The 15,014-nt window shown below is 69.2% G+C and carries 16 protein-coding genes; 9 read left to right on the top strand and 7 right to left on the bottom strand.

The window, feature by feature from the left end:
- Positions 1 to 89 precede the first annotated feature (89 nt).
- Entirely contained in the window at positions 90 to 986 is an 897-nt protein-coding gene (locus MQN93_RS31385) for a LysR family transcriptional regulator (RefSeq protein ID WP_242712223.1), read from the top strand.
- Positions 987 to 1,152: 166 nt separating this feature from the next.
- Positions 1,153 to 5,325, top strand: coding sequence for a beta-galactosidase (locus MQN93_RS31380; RefSeq protein WP_242712222.1), 4,173 nt, complete (start codon positions 1,153 to 1,155; stop codon positions 5,323 to 5,325).
- A gap of 76 nt (positions 5,326 to 5,401) precedes the next feature.
- On the opposite strand, the gene MQN93_RS31375 is transcribed toward MQN93_RS31380, so the two are convergent.
- A complete protein-coding gene (locus MQN93_RS31375; RefSeq protein WP_242712221.1) occupies positions 5,402 to 6,298 on the bottom strand; it encodes an aminoglycoside phosphotransferase family protein in 897 nt (298 codons plus the stop codon).
- A gap of 131 nt (positions 6,299 to 6,429) precedes the next feature.
- Between MQN93_RS31375 and MQN93_RS31370 the strand changes: the two genes are divergently transcribed.
- Positions 6,430 to 7,191: a PIG-L deacetylase family protein gene (locus MQN93_RS31370; protein ID WP_242712220.1), complete on the top strand. Its 762-nt coding sequence runs from the start codon at positions 6,430 to 6,432 to the stop codon at positions 7,189 to 7,191.
- Between the two features lie 87 nt (positions 7,192 to 7,278).
- Here MQN93_RS31370 and infA read toward each other — a convergent pair whose 3' ends face one another.
- The 4 genes from infA to MQN93_RS31350 form a co-directional block, all read right to left on the bottom strand.
- On the bottom strand, positions 7,279 to 7,503 hold the full coding sequence (gene infA / locus MQN93_RS31365; RefSeq protein ID WP_016432800.1) for a translation initiation factor IF-1: 225 nt from the start codon (positions 7,501 to 7,503) through the stop codon (positions 7,279 to 7,281).
- Positions 7,500 to 8,297 (bottom strand): GNAT family N-acetyltransferase, encoded by a 798-nt coding sequence (locus MQN93_RS31360; protein ID WP_242712219.1) that lies wholly within the window; start codon positions 8,295 to 8,297, stop codon positions 7,500 to 7,502. The genes infA and MQN93_RS31360 overlap by 4 nt, the downstream gene beginning before the upstream one ends.
- A 184-nt stretch (positions 8,298 to 8,481) precedes the next feature.
- Complete coding sequence (locus MQN93_RS31355; protein WP_242712218.1) at positions 8,482 to 8,895, bottom strand: VOC family protein; 414 nt, start codon at positions 8,893 to 8,895, stop codon at positions 8,482 to 8,484.
- Positions 8,892 to 9,476: a dihydrofolate reductase family protein gene (locus tag MQN93_RS31350; protein WP_242712217.1), complete on the bottom strand. Its 585-nt coding sequence runs from the start codon at positions 9,474 to 9,476 to the stop codon at positions 8,892 to 8,894. Before MQN93_RS31350 ends, MQN93_RS31355 begins: the two co-directional genes overlap by 4 nt.
- Positions 9,477 to 9,840: 364 nt before the next feature.
- On the opposite strand from MQN93_RS31350, the gene MQN93_RS31345 reads away from it, so the two are divergent.
- Positions 9,841 to 10,179 carry a hypothetical protein gene (locus MQN93_RS31345; RefSeq protein WP_016432796.1) on the top strand — a complete coding sequence of 113 codons (339 nt, stop codon included), beginning with the start codon at positions 9,841 to 9,843 and terminating at the stop codon, positions 10,177 to 10,179.
- 72 nt (positions 10,180 to 10,251) lie between these two features.
- Here MQN93_RS31345 and MQN93_RS31340 read toward each other — a convergent pair whose 3' ends face one another.
- The gene (locus tag MQN93_RS31340) at positions 10,252 to 11,376 is read right to left on the bottom strand and encodes an FAD-dependent oxidoreductase (protein ID WP_372504494.1); all 1,125 of its coding nucleotides are present in this window, start codon (positions 11,374 to 11,376) and stop codon (positions 10,252 to 10,254) included.
- Between the two features lie 76 nt (positions 11,377 to 11,452).
- Here MQN93_RS31340 and MQN93_RS31335 point away from each other — a divergent pair, with 76 nt between their 5' ends.
- The 4 genes from MQN93_RS31335 (at position 11,453) to MQN93_RS31320 (ending at position 13,708) form a co-directional block, all read left to right on the top strand.
- On the top strand, positions 11,453 to 12,127 hold the full coding sequence (locus MQN93_RS31335; protein WP_242712215.1) for a TetR/AcrR family transcriptional regulator: 675 nt from the start codon (positions 11,453 to 11,455) through the stop codon (positions 12,125 to 12,127).
- A 115-nt stretch (positions 12,128 to 12,242) separates the two neighbouring features.
- Positions 12,243 to 12,491 (top strand): hypothetical protein, encoded by a 249-nt coding sequence (locus tag MQN93_RS31330; protein WP_016432793.1) that lies wholly within the window; start codon positions 12,243 to 12,245, stop codon positions 12,489 to 12,491.
- Between the two features lie 3 nt (positions 12,492 to 12,494).
- On the top strand, positions 12,495 to 12,878 hold the full coding sequence (locus MQN93_RS31325; protein WP_242712214.1) for a toxin Doc: 384 nt from the start codon (positions 12,495 to 12,497) through the stop codon (positions 12,876 to 12,878).
- A 62-nt stretch (positions 12,879 to 12,940) separates the two neighbouring features.
- Complete coding sequence (locus tag MQN93_RS31320) at positions 12,941 to 13,708, top strand: class I SAM-dependent methyltransferase (RefSeq protein ID WP_242712213.1); 768 nt, start codon at positions 12,941 to 12,943, stop codon at positions 13,706 to 13,708.
- A 73-nt stretch (positions 13,709 to 13,781) separates the two neighbouring features.
- On the opposite strand, the gene MQN93_RS31315 is transcribed toward MQN93_RS31320, so the two are convergent.
- On the bottom strand, positions 13,782 to 14,639 hold the full coding sequence (locus MQN93_RS31315) for a helix-turn-helix transcriptional regulator (RefSeq protein WP_242712212.1): 858 nt from the start codon (positions 14,637 to 14,639) through the stop codon (positions 13,782 to 13,784).
- Positions 14,640 to 14,737: 98 nt separating this feature from the next.
- Between MQN93_RS31315 and MQN93_RS31310 the strand changes: the two genes are divergently transcribed.
- Positions 14,738 to 14,968 (top strand): tautomerase family protein, encoded by a 231-nt coding sequence (locus MQN93_RS31310; protein ID WP_016432789.1) that lies wholly within the window; start codon positions 14,738 to 14,740, stop codon positions 14,966 to 14,968.
- Positions 14,969 to 15,014 lie beyond the last annotated feature (46 nt).

The following is a 15,014-nucleotide window of genomic DNA, read 5'->3' as shown; positions in this document are numbered from 1 at the left end:
GACTTCGACGGTAGGGAGGCGGCGAGCGCGCGTCCATCACACAATTCCGGCTGTACTGTTCGGAAAAACCGCACAACAATAAGAGGGTGATGAACCCCTGGAGGCTGCGGCTGCTGTCCCAGCTGGACACGCTGGGCACGGTCAGGGCCGTGGCCGAGGCCGCCCACCTGAGCCCGTCGAGCGTGTCCCAGCAGCTCGCCGTGCTCGAGTCCGAGACCGGCACACAGCTGCTCGAACGCACGGGGCGCCGGGTCCGGCTGACCTCGGCCGGGCTGATCCTCGCCCGGCGCGCGCGGGCGATCCTCGACCACATGGACACCGTGGAGGCGGAGCTGCGCGGGCTCGACGAGGAGCCGTCGGGTCTGGTGCGGCTCGGGGCGTTCCAGAGCGCGGTGCACACCATGGCCGTACCGGCGATGACGCGCCTGACCCGCGAGTACCCCCAACTCGACATCCAGCTCCTGGAGTTGGAGCCGCACGAGAGCGTGCCGGCGCTGCGGGTCGGTGACGCGGACCTCGTGATCACGACCACGGACTTCGGGGAGCTGCCGCTCGGCCCGGACCTCGACCTGCTGCCGCTGTCGACGGATCCGATCCTGCTGGTGCTGCCGCCCGAGCACCCGGCCGCCGGGCGCGGCCCGGCCAATCTGGCCGCCTTCGCCGATGAACCGTGGGCGTTCGACATCCCCCAGTCGTACATGGCGAACCTCGCCCTGCGGCTGTGCCGGCAGGCGCGGTTCGAACCCCGGGTGGTGGGCCGGTTCAGCAACTACATGCTGACCCTGGAGCTCGTCGAAGCCGGGCACGCGGTCGCGCTGCTGCCGGAACTGGCCGTCGACGCGGGCCGCTACCGCGTCGCGACACGGGAGCTGGCCGACCCGGTGACCCGTACGATCACGGCGGCGATCCGCAGGGGCGCGCCGCCTCGCGCGGCGGTGCATCTGGTGCTCGACGCACTGCGGCCGTCCGCCGCGGGGGACGCGTGATCCGCCGTAGGCCCTGATCCGCCGTGGGCCTTGATGCGCGCAACAGGCAAAGCCGCCACAGCTGTTGCCTCCGGCCCCATTGTGTCGCGCCTTGTCCACCTTTAATGTTCGGCTTTGCCTGAGTCTGTTTGACTCTGATTGCTCAGGCGGTATGGAGGAGGCCGCAGTGCGGGGTAATCGGATTGATCCTGACAGTGCGAGACCCGGTCGTCGTCGGTGGTGGAGGGCGGTCCTCGCGACAGCCGCGACCATCGCCCTGGCCACGGGCCTGACAGTGCCCGCCGCGGCGCGGGACGTCGGCGGACAGATCTCCGCCGACGCGCCCACCGCCGGTGCGCGGGCGCACACGGTGACTCTCGACGGCTACTCGTTCCTCGTCGACGGCAGGCGCACCTACTTGTGGTCCGGCGAGTTCCACTACTTCCGGCTCCCGAGCCCGGACCTGTGGCGCGACATCTTCCAGAAGATGAAGGCCGCAGGGTTCAACTCCACTTCCCTGTACTTCGATTGGGGCTACCACTCGCCCAAGCCCGGCGTCTACGACTTCACCGGCGTCCGCGACGTCGACAAGCTCCTCGACATGGCCGAGGAGGCCGGGCTCTACGTGATCGCGCGCCCGGCGCCGTACATCAACGCGGAGGTCGACAGCGGAGGTCTGCCCGGCTGGCTGACCACCAAGGCCGAGAACAACCGCAGTGACGACCCGCGGTTCCTGAAGTACGCGGACGAGTGGCTGACGCAGATCGACCGGATCATCGCCCGTCATCAACTGACCAACGGCACTGGCTCGGTGATCGCCTATCAGGTCGAGAACGAGTACTACAACGGCTCGGACGCAGGGCGCTCGTACATGAAGCACCTGGAGGACAAGGCCCGCGCCGACGGCATCACGGTCCCGCTGACCGGCAACCACAACGGCACCTTCAACTCCGGCACGGGCGCCCTGGACGTCGACGGCCCCGACTCCTACCCGCAGGGCTTCAACTGCTCGACCCCCGAGAAGTGGAACGGCGTCCCCGACATCAGCTACGACCACCCGGCCGGAAAGCCGCTGTACTCACCGGAGTTCCAGGGCGGCGCCTTCGACCCCTGGGGCGGACCGGGCTACGACAAGTGCGCCCAGCTGATCAACGACAAGTTCGCCAACGTCTTCTACAAGCAGAACATAGCCGTCGGCGCCACCGCACAGAGCTTCTACATGACCTACGGCGGCACCAACTGGGGCTGGCTGGGCATGCCGCAGAACTACACGTCGTACGACTACGGCGCCGCGATCCGCGAGAACCGCCAGCTCGATCCGAAGTACGACGAGGACAAGCTGATCGGCTACTTCACCCAGTCGGTCGCCCCGCTGACCAAGACCGAGGCGATCAGGGCGACGCCACCGGACAACTCCGCGGTGGTCGACACCGCCCGGATGAATCCCGACACCAGGACGCAGTTCCACGTCCTGCGGCACGGCGACTCCACGTCCAACGCGGTCGACAAGACCCACATCTCCCTCGACTTCAACGCTCAGCCGGCCGCGGACACCACCTACACCTGGGACGACCCCGACTCCGCGCTGCAGTACACCGGTTCGTGGTCGCACGTGGCCGACCAGAGCTACACCGGCGGCGACTACAAGCACACCGAGTCGTTCTCCAACAAGGCCGGTGACTCGGTGACCGTCCCCTTCGACGGCACCGCGATCCGATGGATCGGGTCGAAGACGAACAACCACGGCTACGCCGACGTCTACCTCGACGGCGAGAAGGCGGCGACCGTCGACGACTCCGGCAGCGAGAACCAGGCGGTGATCTTCCAGAAGACCGGTCTGAAGCCCGGAGCGCACACGCTGAAGATCGTCGTCGCCGGGACCCACAGCTCGTCTTCCACGGACAGCTACGTGGCCATCGACGCGATCGACGTGCCCACGGCCGACACAGCGGAGCCGACCTACCCGGTCGTGCCCCAGCAGCCGGACACCGCGATCACCCTCGACGGACGCGACTCGCACGTGATCGTCGCCAACTACCCGCTCGGGGACTCGCAGTTGCGGTACTCGACATCGGAGATCATGACCGACGCGACGATCGGAAACCGGGACATCGCCGTCCTCTACGGCGACCGGGGCAGCGACGGCGAGACCGTCCTGCGCTACCCCTCCAAGCCCACCGTGACCGTCAACGACGGTACGGCCGCGACCACTTGGGACCCGGCCACCGGTGACCTGCGGCTCAACTACACCCACAAGGGACTGACCCGCATCAGCATCAGCGGCGGCGGACACCGGCCGCTGCTGCTCCTGGTCGGCGACAAGGACACGGCGAAGACCTTCTGGCGGCAGGACACGGCGAGTGGCCCGGTGCTCGTCCGGGGCACCCACCTCCTGCGGACGGCGACCAGCCGGGACGGCGGCCGGACCATGGCCCTCACCGGAGACAACGCCGACGACAAGAACATCGAGGTGTTCACCTCCGCAGCCCGCGTCACCTGGAACGGCAGGACGCTGAACTCCCGGACCTCCGCCACCGGAAGCCGCACCGCGACGATCCCGGTGGCCGCCCCGGTGCACCTGCCGGCACTGGCCGACTGGCAGCACGCCGACGAATCCCCCGAAGCCGCCCCCGGATTCGACGACACCAGCTGGCAGGTGGCCGACAGGACGACGACCAACAGCGTCTCCGGCATCACCTCACAGCCGGTGCTCTACGCCGACGACTACGGCTTCCACACCGGCAACACCTGGTACCGCGGACGCTTCCGTGCCACCGGCAAGGAGACCGGCATCCACCTGGTCTCCGACTCCGGCGGAGGCGCACAGGCCTTCTCCGCCTGGCTCAACGGCACCTTCCTCGGCAGCTCCACCACCGGCAGCGCTGACTTGAAGTTCCCGGACGGCTCGCTCAACTCCAAGGGCGACAACGTCCTTTCCGTGCTCACCGTGAACATGGGGCACGAAGAGGACTACAACTCGACCAACGGCAACAAGACCGCGCGCGGCCTGACCAGTGCCTCCCTCGTCGGTGCGCCGCTGACCTCCGTCACATGGCGGCTGCAGGGCGTACGGGGCGGCGAGGACCTCCAGGACACGGTGCGCGGCCCGCTCTCGACGGGCGGTCTGTACGGGGAGCGGGCGGGCTGGTCCCTGCCGGGCTACCCGGACAGCAACTGGAAGCAGGTGTCCCTGCCGACGACCGACTCCCGTGCCGGCGTGTCCTGGTACCGCACCGACGCCCACCTGGACCTGCCCCACGGCCAGGACACCTCGCTCGGGCTGACGTTCACCGACGACCCGTCACGCAAGTACCGCGCCACGATCTTCGTGAACGGCTGGCAGGTCGGCAACTACGTCAACTACCTCGGCCCGCAGCACACCTTCCCCGTGCCCAACGGGATCCTGAACCCGAACGGCCACAACAGCATCGCCATCGCCATGTGGAACCTGGACGGGAGCACCGGCGGCCTCGGCAAGGTCTCCCTCACCAACTACGGCAGCTATGCCTCGTCCCTGCGCGTCGCGCAGAACGACAGCCCTCGGTACGACCCCCACAAGTACGCGATGCCGGAGCGTCCGGGGACGGAGGTCACCCTGGAAGTCCCGGACACCGCCCAGTCAGGACAGTCCTTCACCGCCCGGACGACGGTCCGGGTGCCGAAGGACCGGCAGCCCGCCTCCCGGCTGACGGCCTCGCTCTCCGCGCCCGACGGCTGGAGCGTGAGTGCCCCGAGCCCGGCATCGGTCGAGCGGCTGCAACCCGGCCAGTCCGCCACCTTCACCTGGAAGGTCGCACCGCCCGACGGAACGCTGCCGTCCGCCTCGGCACTGACCACGACGGTGCACTACCGGCAGAACGGCCGGAAGGCCACCGCCGGTGACGAGCGCATCGTCGGAGGGATCCCGCCGGCTCCACCGGCCGGGAAGAGCGCCGTGAGCGACCTGCCGTTCCTGTCGTCCAGCAACGGATGGGGGCCGGTCGAGCGCGACAGCAGCGTCGGCGAACAGGCCGCCGGAGACGGCCATGAGATCACCATCGCCGGAGCCGAACACGCCAAGGGCCTGGGCACCAACTCGGTCAGCGACGTCGTGCTCTACCTCGCCGGCAACTGCTCACGGTTCACGGCGGACGTCGGTGTCGACGACGAGACGGGCGGTGCGGGAACGGTGACGTTCTCCGTGATCGCCGACGGCAAGACCCTGGTGACCACACCGACGATCCGCGGCAAACAGACCGCGGTGCCCCTCGACGTCGACATCAGCGGCGCCCAGGTGATCGACCTCAAGGTCGGCGACGCGGGCGACGGCAACGGCAACGACCACGGAGACTGGGGGACTCCGACGCTGACCTGCGGATAGCACCGGCCCCCAGCTGAGCTTCAACCAGTCCGGACGGACCGCCGCCTCCCACGAGGCGGCGGTCTCGTCCGCGACGTCACTCCGCCGACTCCAGAATGCGGTCGAGCGTCCGGCGCCCCATGGCACTCATCGTCGGATTGCTCTCGACGTAGTACCAGACAACCCCCATCGCCTGCTCGAACGCCCAGGCCTTGCCCCGCTCCCACTCCAGGTCGTCACAGTTCAGTGCTCGCCGGAGCACTTGCCGCGGACCCTCCCGCAAAAGGTGCCAGGCGCTGACCAGATCCAGCGCGGGGTCGGCCGGTCCGAAGCCACCGGTGTCGAGTACGCCGCTGAGCCGGCCCCCCGAGACCAGTACATTGCCAGGGATCAGATCACCGTGGCTCATCACGTCGGCACGCGTACGGGGCAACTCCCTGAAGTGGCGCCACAGTTGCCGCATCCGGGGCACGTCGAGCAGCCCCTCACTCTCCGCGAAGCACTTCGCCAGCCACTCGTCGTGGTGAGCGAGAACACCGCCGCGACCCTCGCAGCCGAAGAGCCGCCCCCGTGTGTCGGCCTCTCGGAGGGCCGCGATGAACTTCGCGAGGTCCTCGGCAAGAGCCTCCGACCCACTCACGCCGGCATCCGAGGCGACCGTTCCCGGCAGCCAGGTCTGGACCGACCACGGCATGGGGTAACCCGCCCCGGGCCTTCCCAGGGCCACGGGCTCCGGGACGGGAAACGGAGACACCTGTGCCAGCTCCGCGCTCGCCCGGGCTTCCTTCTCCAGGAAGGCCAGGGTTTCCGCGGCATCGGCCAGACGCAGTGGGAAACGTGCCGAGAGATCATTTCCGACGCGGAAGATGGCGTTGACCGTGCCGGTCGACGGCAGACGTCGGATCGCCTTGCCGCTCCACTGAGGGAACTGCTCCCGGATCAGCGTCGCGACGGTTTCGGCGGTCACGTCCACTTGGTCGTCGTGCATGATCATCCAACTAGTATTCATGCGCGGGTGTGCGGATCAACCGAGTTTCCGTTGAGCGACGAGAAGCAGACGGGACGAGACCCGACGGAACCCCTGAAAACAGGACGGCGAGCTCCGAACGCGGAAGGATGACCGGCATGACATTGCCTGCCCTCCCCGAAGAGTCCTTCCAGCGAGTGCTCTGCGTCGTCGCACACCCCGACGACATGGAGTACGGCACGTCCGCGGCCGTCGCCCGCTGGACCGCACGCGGCATCGACGTCGGCTACCTCCTGCTCACCCGCGGCGAGGCCGGCATGCCGAACCTGCCCGACGAGACCGCACGCCTGCGCGTCGCCGAGCAACAGGCCGCCTGCGCCGTCGTAGGCGTCAAACACCTGACCATCCTCGAACACCCGGACGGCATCCTCGTCTACGGCCTCGATCTGCGCCGTGACATCTGCCGCGAGATCCGCCGGTTCAAGCCCGACGTCGTGTTCGGAGGCGGCTACGAGATCGAGGCGCCCTGGGGCTTCGACCAGGCCGACCACCGCGCCGCCGGGCTCGCCACGCTCGACGCGGTGCGCGACGCGGGCAACCGCTGGGTCTTCCCGGAGCAGATCGACGACGAGGGCCTCGAACCGCACTCCGCGCGCTGGTACATGACCAACGCCATCCCCGGCTCGGGCGCGACCCACGGCGTCGACGTCACGGGCGAGCCGCTGCGCCGCGGCGTCGCCTCGCTCGAATCGCACGCCGCGTATCTGGCCGCGCTCCCGGACCACCCCGCCCCCAAGGACTTCATCCCGCAGTTCACCGCCATGAGCGGCAAGGCCATGGGCGTCGAGCACGCCGTCCTGTTCCGCGCCCACGACCTGCAGGCACCGCCGGAGATCCCCACCGAGGAGACGCAGGACTGACGCTCGCGGACGTGACCGGATCCGGTGTACCCGGCCGGTCACGTCCGCCTCGTCACGGGCGAATGAGGGGAAGGCCCCCGCTCGGAGCTAGTTCCGGTACCGGAACACGATCCGGCCGCGCGTCAGGTCGTACGGCGGGAGCTCGACCAGCACCCGGTCCTCCAGCATGATCTTGATGTAGTTCCTGCGGATCTTGCCGCTGATGTGTGCGAGCACCTGGTGGCCGTTCTCCAGCTCCACCGTGAACATGGCGCTGCGCAGACACTCGACGACCCTGCCCTCGACCTCGATGACGTTCTTGCCCTTGGTCATCGCACCAACTCCAGGTTGCTGCCCGCCGCTTGGGCGCCGATGCCCTCGAACAGCACCGAGGCCGCCCGATTGGACTCCTGGACCTCGGCCCAGGCCGAGGCGAATCCCGAACGGTGCAGCGTCCCCAGTGCCTGAGCCAGGAGCGCCCGCCCGATGCCGCGGCGTTGTTCGCCGGCACGAACGGCGACCAGCCCGATGCGTGGCTCCTTCACCGTGACCACCCGGATCAGACCGAGATATCGGTCCGACGTCGCGGCCACCGCGTACTTCGACGGGTCGACGATGGTGTCTCCCTCGGGGAAGGGGATCACCTCGGCGGGCATCGACTGCCATCCGACGCTCGCCTCGACTTCGTCACGGATCGCGCGGTCCACCGCACGCAGCAGACGCTCGTCCGCCCGACCCGCGGGAACGATCGTCACGCCCGCAGGTGGCAGGACCTGGGCCTCGTCGAGCCCCGTGACCCGCGGATCGGTCGGTACGGCGTACTCCCATTCGCGGCGCCGGATCGTGAAACCCGCTCGCCGCCAGCCGACCGTCAGCTCGGCGTCGGCTTCGTCGACCACCGTGTACAGCGGCGCCGGCAGTGTCTTCGTCATCGCCTCGGCGAGCCGGTCGAAGGCCACATCGTGCCAGGCGTCGATGCTGACGAACAGGCGTCCGTCGGGCCGGTGATGCGCATGCCCGCGGCCGACCACGAGGTCGTCGTCCAGGGCGTGCCATTGGCTCTTCGCGACACGGGTGATCGTCACCGCGTTCTCGCTCAGGCCGGATGTGAAAGGCGTTGTGTTCATCGGAGTCTCCTCCCAGGAGTGCCTCGAACTCAGGCGCTCCTGGCGACACCGAATGTCAGCCGCAGGACCGTGGCGGGGTGAGGGAGCACCCATGGATCACTGTGTTCACGGGTCTCACCTCCCTACGCCGACTTGACGGTCCGCGACGACGGTAGCGGTGGGGTGGCGGCGGCCTCAAATGGTTTTAGGAGAAGTCGGCCGCCGTGATCCCGTCGGCATGTCCGGACGGCCACTCCACCAACTCGATCCGGTAGCCGTCGGGGTCGGTGAGCCACGAGGTCTTGGGGCCGTGCGGGCCGCCCGGGTACTGGACGGGCTCGGGCTCCAGACCGGCTTCGGTGAGTCGCTCCAGGGTGGTGTCGAGCGTTTCCACCTGGATCGCGAGATGGTCGAAGCCGCTGCCCACGTCGACGCGTCCGTCGGCCGGACGGTGGACCAGTTCGAGCGAGGCGGCCGGTTCGCCGGGGAAATGGAGCAGCACCAGGTGACTGCCGTGATCGGCGTTGACCCTGCCCAACTCGGCATAGCCCACGGCGGTGTAGAAACCGAGCGAGCGGTCCAGGTCGGTGACGCGGTAGGAGACGAAGAGCGTCTTCATACGGTTTCCTCGGGGCGGCGTACGCGATAGCGCAGATGTGTGACGTCCCGGTCCTCGAGGCGCCGGACGAGTTCGAGCTCGGTGCGTTTGCCGCCGAGGTGGTCGAAGAGTCGCCGACCGTCCCCGAGGAGGACCTGGACCAGGTGGATCTCCATCTCGTCCAGCTGCCCGGCCCGCAGGAGTGCCTGGGCCGCGCCCGCGCCGTGGACCATGACCGGCCGGTCCCCGGCGGCCGCGCGAGCCTGACGGGCGCAGTCCTCCACGTCGGTGACGAACCGCGCGTGTCCGGGCGGCACGTCCCCGTCGTCCACCTGATGGGTGAGGACGAAGATCGGCACACCGTCGTGATGGTCGCCCTGCCAACGCCCTGCGAGCTCGAAGGTCCGGCGGCCCGAGATCACCGCGCCGGTGGCCAGCGCCTCGCGATAGACCTGTCCGCTGTGACCGTCGGATTCCCGGTCGTCCAGCCAGTTGAAAAGACGCCCACCCCCACGCCCGAGCTCCTGGCCCGGGCGATCCTCGGGGCCGGCGATATAGCCGTCGAGCGACATCGACATGTACAGCCGAATCGGATTGGACATACGGGCCGCCTCCATCTCTCCTCCATGACACCGTGCGTCACGAGGGAGACTTCGGACAGTCGGGAAACTCATCGGCATGACGCGCCACGGGGCAGGGCGGGTGGACGGCGGCCCGGTCGTCGTAGCGCTGCCGGGGGAGGGGCTTGAGTGAGCGTCAGCTCCATCATGCCTGGTCGAAGGCGTTTTAGGTAGGACGTAGCGCACGCCCGTTCGACCTTGTGGCGAGTGGTGCCGTGCCCGCAGACTCGTCGTCATCCACTTCCCGGCCGACGTGCCGGCATCCGTCATCGGCTGCCGGCGCGTTCGCCGCGCTGTCCTGCGGTGGGGCATGCGCCGGTCGGGAGGGATGCGACGAAGGGGATCGATGGATCAGGACATGGTGGTGCTTGCGAGGGTCAGGCTGCTCAGTGCCAACCGGCGGGTCGTGCGGGGAGTCGAAGGACTGTGGATCTACCGTCTGCTGACGCAGGTCGAGCCGGAGGTGTACGGATCGAAGCTGGCGTACGTCCTGGTGGAGGAGAGCGGCTCACCCTTGCTGCGGGAGCTGCCTGAGCGACGACTGGCGCTGCTCGACGAGGCCGTGGAAGTGGCGAAGGCACTCAGCACGGCGAACCCCTACCGGGCGAAGGTGCTGACGAGAGCAATGGCCGCCAGGGAACGGGAACTTGAAGCCGGCTCGGAGAGGCCGCGAGGGCTCGATTGATCCCGTAGCGCTGTCTATGCCGCAGGGGGGCGGGTGGTCGGCCCGCCCCCCTCCGGAGGGTGAGACATGCAACTAGGCCAACGCGCCGGAAAGGAAGTCGATGAGCCCGTACGGCGCCCGGTCGCCGAGGCAGAGATCCAGGAGCACGTGGGTGTCGGCGGCCTCCGACTCGCTGCGTGGGAACAGCCTCTGCTCGTAGGCGGTGAGCGCGGCCTCGATGTCCTCGGGGTGCGCGGCGATCGCCTCGCCCAGCTCGGCGCCGTCGAGCATGGCCAGGTTCGCGCCCTCGCCGTTCGGCGCCATCAGGTGCGCGGCGTCGCCGACGAGCGTCACCCCGGGCACGCGGTCCCAGCGATGCCCGTCGGGGAGGGCGTGGATCATGCGCGGGACCGGGGCGGTCTCACCGTCGGTGATCAGGGCGGTGAGTTCGGGAGCCCATCCGTCGAACTCGGCCGCGACCCTGGCCGCCGCGTCGGCCGCGTCGGTGAAGTCGATCCCGTCGACCCAGTCGGCGGGGCGCTTGAGCTGGACATACGTGTGCAGGACGGCTCCGGCCTCGCGATGCGCGACGATCCCCTTCCCCGGGGTGAGCGCGGTCATGGAGCCGGTGCCTACGGCCTCGGCCGCCGCGGGGTGCCGCCGGTCGACGTCGCGCAGGTAGGTCTCGACGAACGTGATGCCCACGTACTGGGGCTCGGCGTCCGACAGCAGCGGGCGCACCTTCGACCAGGCACCGTCGGCCCCGACGAGGAGCCCGGTGGTGACCGTCGATCCGTCCGTGAAGGTCAGGGCGTGACGTCCATCGCCGAGTGCAGAGACTTCGGCGAGCTTCTTTCCCCACTGGATGGTCCCCGCGGGCAGGGACGCGCAGAGGATGCGGCGCAGATCGCCCCGGAGGACCTCGGGCCGCCCGCCCGTGCCGTCGTCAGGGGTGTCGAACAGCACCTTCCCCTGCGGGTCGAGGACGCGTGTGGCCTGGCCGCCCTCGTGGATGATCGCGTGGAACTCGGCGGTGAGCCCGGCCGCTTCGAGGGCGCGCTGCCCGTTGTGTTCGTGGATGTCGAGCCGGCCGCCCTGTGTGCGGGCATCCGCCGAGGGCTCGGCCTCGTAGACCGTCGCGGGGATGCCGTGGACGTGGAGGACGCGGGCGAGGGTGAGGCCGCCGAGACCGGCGCCGATGATCGTGACGGGTGTCATCGTCATGCTCCTTAGACTGGAACGGCGTTCCATTCGGCAGTTTGGAACAATGTTCCAGCCGTGTCAAAATGGGCTCGTGGTGACCAAGGCGAAGCGGGCGCAGCGGCGCACGGATGCGCTCTCGAAGGAGCGGATCATCGAGACCGCGATCGAGATCCTCGATGCCGAAGGCGAGAGCGCGCTGACCTTCCGCGCCCTCGCGGCCCGGCTGACGACCGGCAGCGGAGCGATCTACTGGCACGTTGCCAACAAGGACGACCTGCTCGCGGCGGCCGCGAGTGACGTCATCGCCCGCGTCGTGACCGACGTGTCGGACGGCACGGAGCCGCGGGAGGCGGTCAGACGCATCGCCCTCGGGGTGTACGACGCGATCGAGGCACACCCCTGGGTGGGCACCCAACTCTCCCGGGAACCATGGCAGTTCGCGGTGCTCCGGATCTTCGAAGCCGTCGGCCGCCAACTCCAGGCACTCGGCGTCCCCGAACCGGCGCAGTTCGACTGCGCCTCCGCCCTCGTCAACTACGTCCTCGGCCTCGCCGGGCACCGCGCCGCGGCCGCCCGTCTCCTCGCTCCCGACACCGATCGAACGGCGTTCCTCACCGCGGCCGCCGCCCGCTGGGCGCAGCTCGACCCGGGGCAGTACCCGTTCATGCGCCAGGTGGCGGTCCAGTTGCCCGGACACGACGACCGCGAACAGTTCCTGGCCGGCATCGACCTCATCCTGTCCGGCATCGGCGAGAAGCTCCGATGATCCGTACGACGACAACCGTCTGATCCGTACGACGGCGAGCGTCTGATCCGTACGGCGGCGACCGTCCCCGCCAGGCAGGTAGCGCCGCGCGTATACCTTGCGGAATACTTCGGGTATGCCTGAAACCACCGTCAAGGTCGACACGAGCACCAGGGACACACTGCAGGGCCTGGCCGCCGCCGCAGGGCTGTCCGTGAAGGCCTACCTCGCCAAGTTGGCGGAGGAGAAGGAGCAGGAGCGGGCCCTGCAGACGGCGACCGCCGTCTTCCGTCGCGCGATCGGCGAGCCCGGTGTCATGGCCGCCTTCGACGCCGAGTTCGGCGGGCTGCCGCCTGCGGCGCACGACTCCTCGCGGGCGGCCTGACCTGTGCCTCCCGTCGTACATGTCGACTACCGGTGGTTCCTCGAGCGCCAGGAGGACGTGCTCCGGGACGACCTGACCGTCAACGACTTCTCGATCCTCGTCGGCCTGGCCCAGCGCCACCGGGTCGACCCGCCCCGCCATGACCAGCACCATCCCGACGCCTTCTGGTGTGCTGCGGTCATGCTGGAGGAGTGCGTGCTGCTGCGCCCCCTCCCGGCCCGCAACGAGCTGTACGGATACGGCGTCGCCATCGCCTATCTCGAGGCCTCCGGGGAGCGCGTGGACACGAAGTTCGAGCTCTGGCGCGAACTGATCTACGACATCCGCGCGCTGCGACTGGACTCGTACGGCATCGCCGAGAAACTGCGGTCCTGGCGCCAGGACTGACTCGGGCCGGTGAGCCTCGAAAATCGGTTGGCCGGGGAGAGCGACTCCGCTCCAATGACGGCATGGCTGCTGCAGACGGCGCGATCGACCACACGGCGTTGAACCGACGGCACTGGGACGAGCGGGCGGCGGCATGGCACGGGCCGCTGGCCCGCGAGCACTGGCGCCGGACCGAGCCGATCTGGGGTTTGTGGAACGTCCCGGAGGCGCAGGTGGGACTGTTCCCCGATGACGTTGCCGGCATGGACGCGGTCGAACTCGGCTGCGGGACGGCGTACGTGTGCGCGCGGCTTGCCCGTGTCGGAGCCCGGCCCGTCGGGGTCGATCTCTCGCGAGAGCAGTTGGCCACCGCGCGGGCGATGCAGCAGGAGTTCGGCATCGCCTTCCCGCTCGTGCTTGCCGATGCCGAGCGCCTGCCGTTGCGTAGTTCCTCCTTCGACCTGGCTGTCAGTGAGTTCGGTGCGTCGCTGTGGTGCGATCCGTACCGCTGGATTCCGGAGGCGGCGCGGGTGCTGAGGCCGGGCGGGCGTCTGGTGTTCGTCCGGCGGTCGCCGCTGTTCGCGCTGTGCGCTCCGGCCGACGGAGAGGCCGGTTTGGTTCTGCTGCGTGCGCAGTTCGGGATGGGCCCGCACGGGGACGGCGCGAGCGTCGAGTTCACCATCGCTCACGGTGAGATGCTTCGGCTGCTGCGTTCCTGCGGCTTCATGGTCGATGACCTGATCGAGATCCAGGCGCCCGAGACCGCGCACCGCGACTACCCGGAAGTCTCCGCCTCCTGGGCGCGCCGCTGGCCCAGCGAAGAGATCTGGAAGGCGCGGCTGGGTCGCTGAGAGGCGGCGGTGTCTGCGAGTGACGAGCCCTCGACGTGACCGGTGTGGCCGTCCTCGTCATCCTCGCCGGCGTTCAGGACGAGGTGTCCGAAAGCTGGGTTCCTATCACGGCGAGCAGATCCAGTTTGCTGGCGCTGTCCGTGCCCAGGGCCGGGGTGAACCAGAGCAGGCGCTGGCGGCCGTCCTCGCTGAACAGGTTGAGGCAGTTGACCTCCAGCGTGCCGAGCGTGGGGTGGTTGATGCGCTTGCGGTCGTCCCGGCGGACGGCGACCTCGTGCTGGGCCCACAGAGCCGCGAACTCGGGGGAGCGGGCGGTGAGGTCGTCGATCAGGGTGCGGGCCTGGAGATCCTTCGCGTCGCGACGCGCCGCCGCGGCCCGCAGGTCGGCGACGAACCGGCGGGACTGTGTGTCGTGGTCGGCCTCGGGGTAGATGCGGCGCGCGTCGGCGTCCGTGAACCAGCGGTGGACGAAGCTCGCGTTCTTGCCCCGGAAGACCGACTGGTCGCCGAGCAGGGCGACGGCGAGCGGGTTCTGCACGAGCGTGACGTGCAGGTCGGTGACGACCTGCGCCGGGGTCGTGGTCAGCCGGGTGAGCAGGTCCATCATTCCGGGGTGCACATGCGACTCGGGTCCACCGTGGGCCGGTAGCGGGCGGTCGGCCAGGCGGTAGAGGTAGTCGCGCTCGTCCGACGTCAGACGCAGCGCGCGTGCCAGGGCGGCGAGCATCTGCTCGGAGGGCTGTGATCCCGCGCCCCGCTCGATCTCGTTGTAGTAGTCGACCGAGGCACCCGCGAGCTGCGCCACCTCGTCGCGGCGCAGCCCCGGCACGCGACGGCGCGGGCCCGCGATCAGACCGACGTCCTCGGGGCGGATGCGTTCACGGCGCGAACGAAGGAAAGCGCCGAGCTCGGCGTATCTGAGGGAGCCCATGCATCCCAGTCTGCGCGACACCGGCCCACCGGCACGTCCCTGACACAGGGGATGACATCCCCTGGTACGCGCCCTGCGACCGCCACATCGTAGGAGGCATGCCTTTCGCGAACTTCAAGGTCCCCGAGAAAACCCTCACTGCTCAGCAGAAGGAGGAGATCGTCACCCGCACCACCGAGCTGTACGTCGAGATCTACGGCGAGCGCGCCCGCGAGAACACCATGGTCCTGATCGAAGAGGTCGCCGACGGCGGCTGGGGCATCGGCGGCAATGTGCTGACCCTCGCCATGCTCGAAGAGGCGGCACCGTCCGAGCCCGGCGACGCCTGACCACACCGGTCACGCCCGCGTGGCGAGCGGGCGCCCAGGTCCACGA

This window comes from Streptomyces spinosisporus (assembly GCF_022698145.1).
GTDB classification, from domain to species: Bacteria; Actinomycetota; Actinomycetes; order Streptomycetales; family Streptomycetaceae; genus Streptomyces; species Streptomyces spinosisporus.
Note: the sequence above shows the minus strand (reverse complement) of the source record. Positions and strands in the feature narration are given on the sequence as shown.

Bases quoted from the DNA above. Each gene is read 5' to 3' on its own strand.
- MQN93_RS31385 (WP_242712223.1), top strand. From the start codon at position 90: ATGAACCCCTGGAGGCTGCGGCTGCTGTCCCAGCTGGACACGCTGGGC.
- MQN93_RS31375 (WP_242712221.1), bottom strand. From the start codon at position 6,298: ATGATCATGCACGACGACCAAGTGGACGTGACCGCCGAAACCGTCGCG.
- MQN93_RS31370 (WP_242712220.1), top strand. From the start codon at position 6,430: ATGACATTGCCTGCCCTCCCCGAAGAGTCCTTCCAGCGAGTGCTCTGC.
- infA (WP_016432800.1), bottom strand. From the start codon at position 7,503: ATGACCAAGGGCAAGAACGTCATCGAGGTCGAGGGCAGGGTCGTCGAG.
- MQN93_RS31360 (WP_242712219.1), bottom strand. From the start codon at position 8,297: ATGAACACAACGCCTTTCACATCCGGCCTGAGCGAGAACGCGGTGACG.
- MQN93_RS31355 (WP_242712218.1), bottom strand. From the start codon at position 8,895: ATGAAGACGCTCTTCGTCTCCTACCGCGTCACCGACCTGGACCGCTCG.
- MQN93_RS31350 (WP_242712217.1), bottom strand. From the start codon at position 9,476: ATGTCCAATCCGATTCGGCTGTACATGTCGATGTCGCTCGACGGCTAT.
- MQN93_RS31345 (WP_016432796.1), top strand. From the start codon at position 9,841: ATGGATCAGGACATGGTGGTGCTTGCGAGGGTCAGGCTGCTCAGTGCC.
- MQN93_RS31340 (WP_372504494.1), bottom strand. From the start codon at position 11,376: ATGACACCCGTCACGATCATCGGCGCCGGTCTCGGCGGCCTCACCCTC.
- MQN93_RS31330 (WP_016432793.1), top strand. From the start codon at position 12,243: ATGCCTGAAACCACCGTCAAGGTCGACACGAGCACCAGGGACACACTG.
- MQN93_RS31320 (WP_242712213.1), top strand. From the start codon at position 12,941: ATGGCTGCTGCAGACGGCGCGATCGACCACACGGCGTTGAACCGACGG.
- MQN93_RS31315 (WP_242712212.1), bottom strand. From the start codon at position 14,639: ATGGGCTCCCTCAGATACGCCGAGCTCGGCGCTTTCCTTCGTTCGCGC.
- MQN93_RS31310 (WP_016432789.1), top strand. From the start codon at position 14,738: ATGCCTTTCGCGAACTTCAAGGTCCCCGAGAAAACCCTCACTGCTCAG.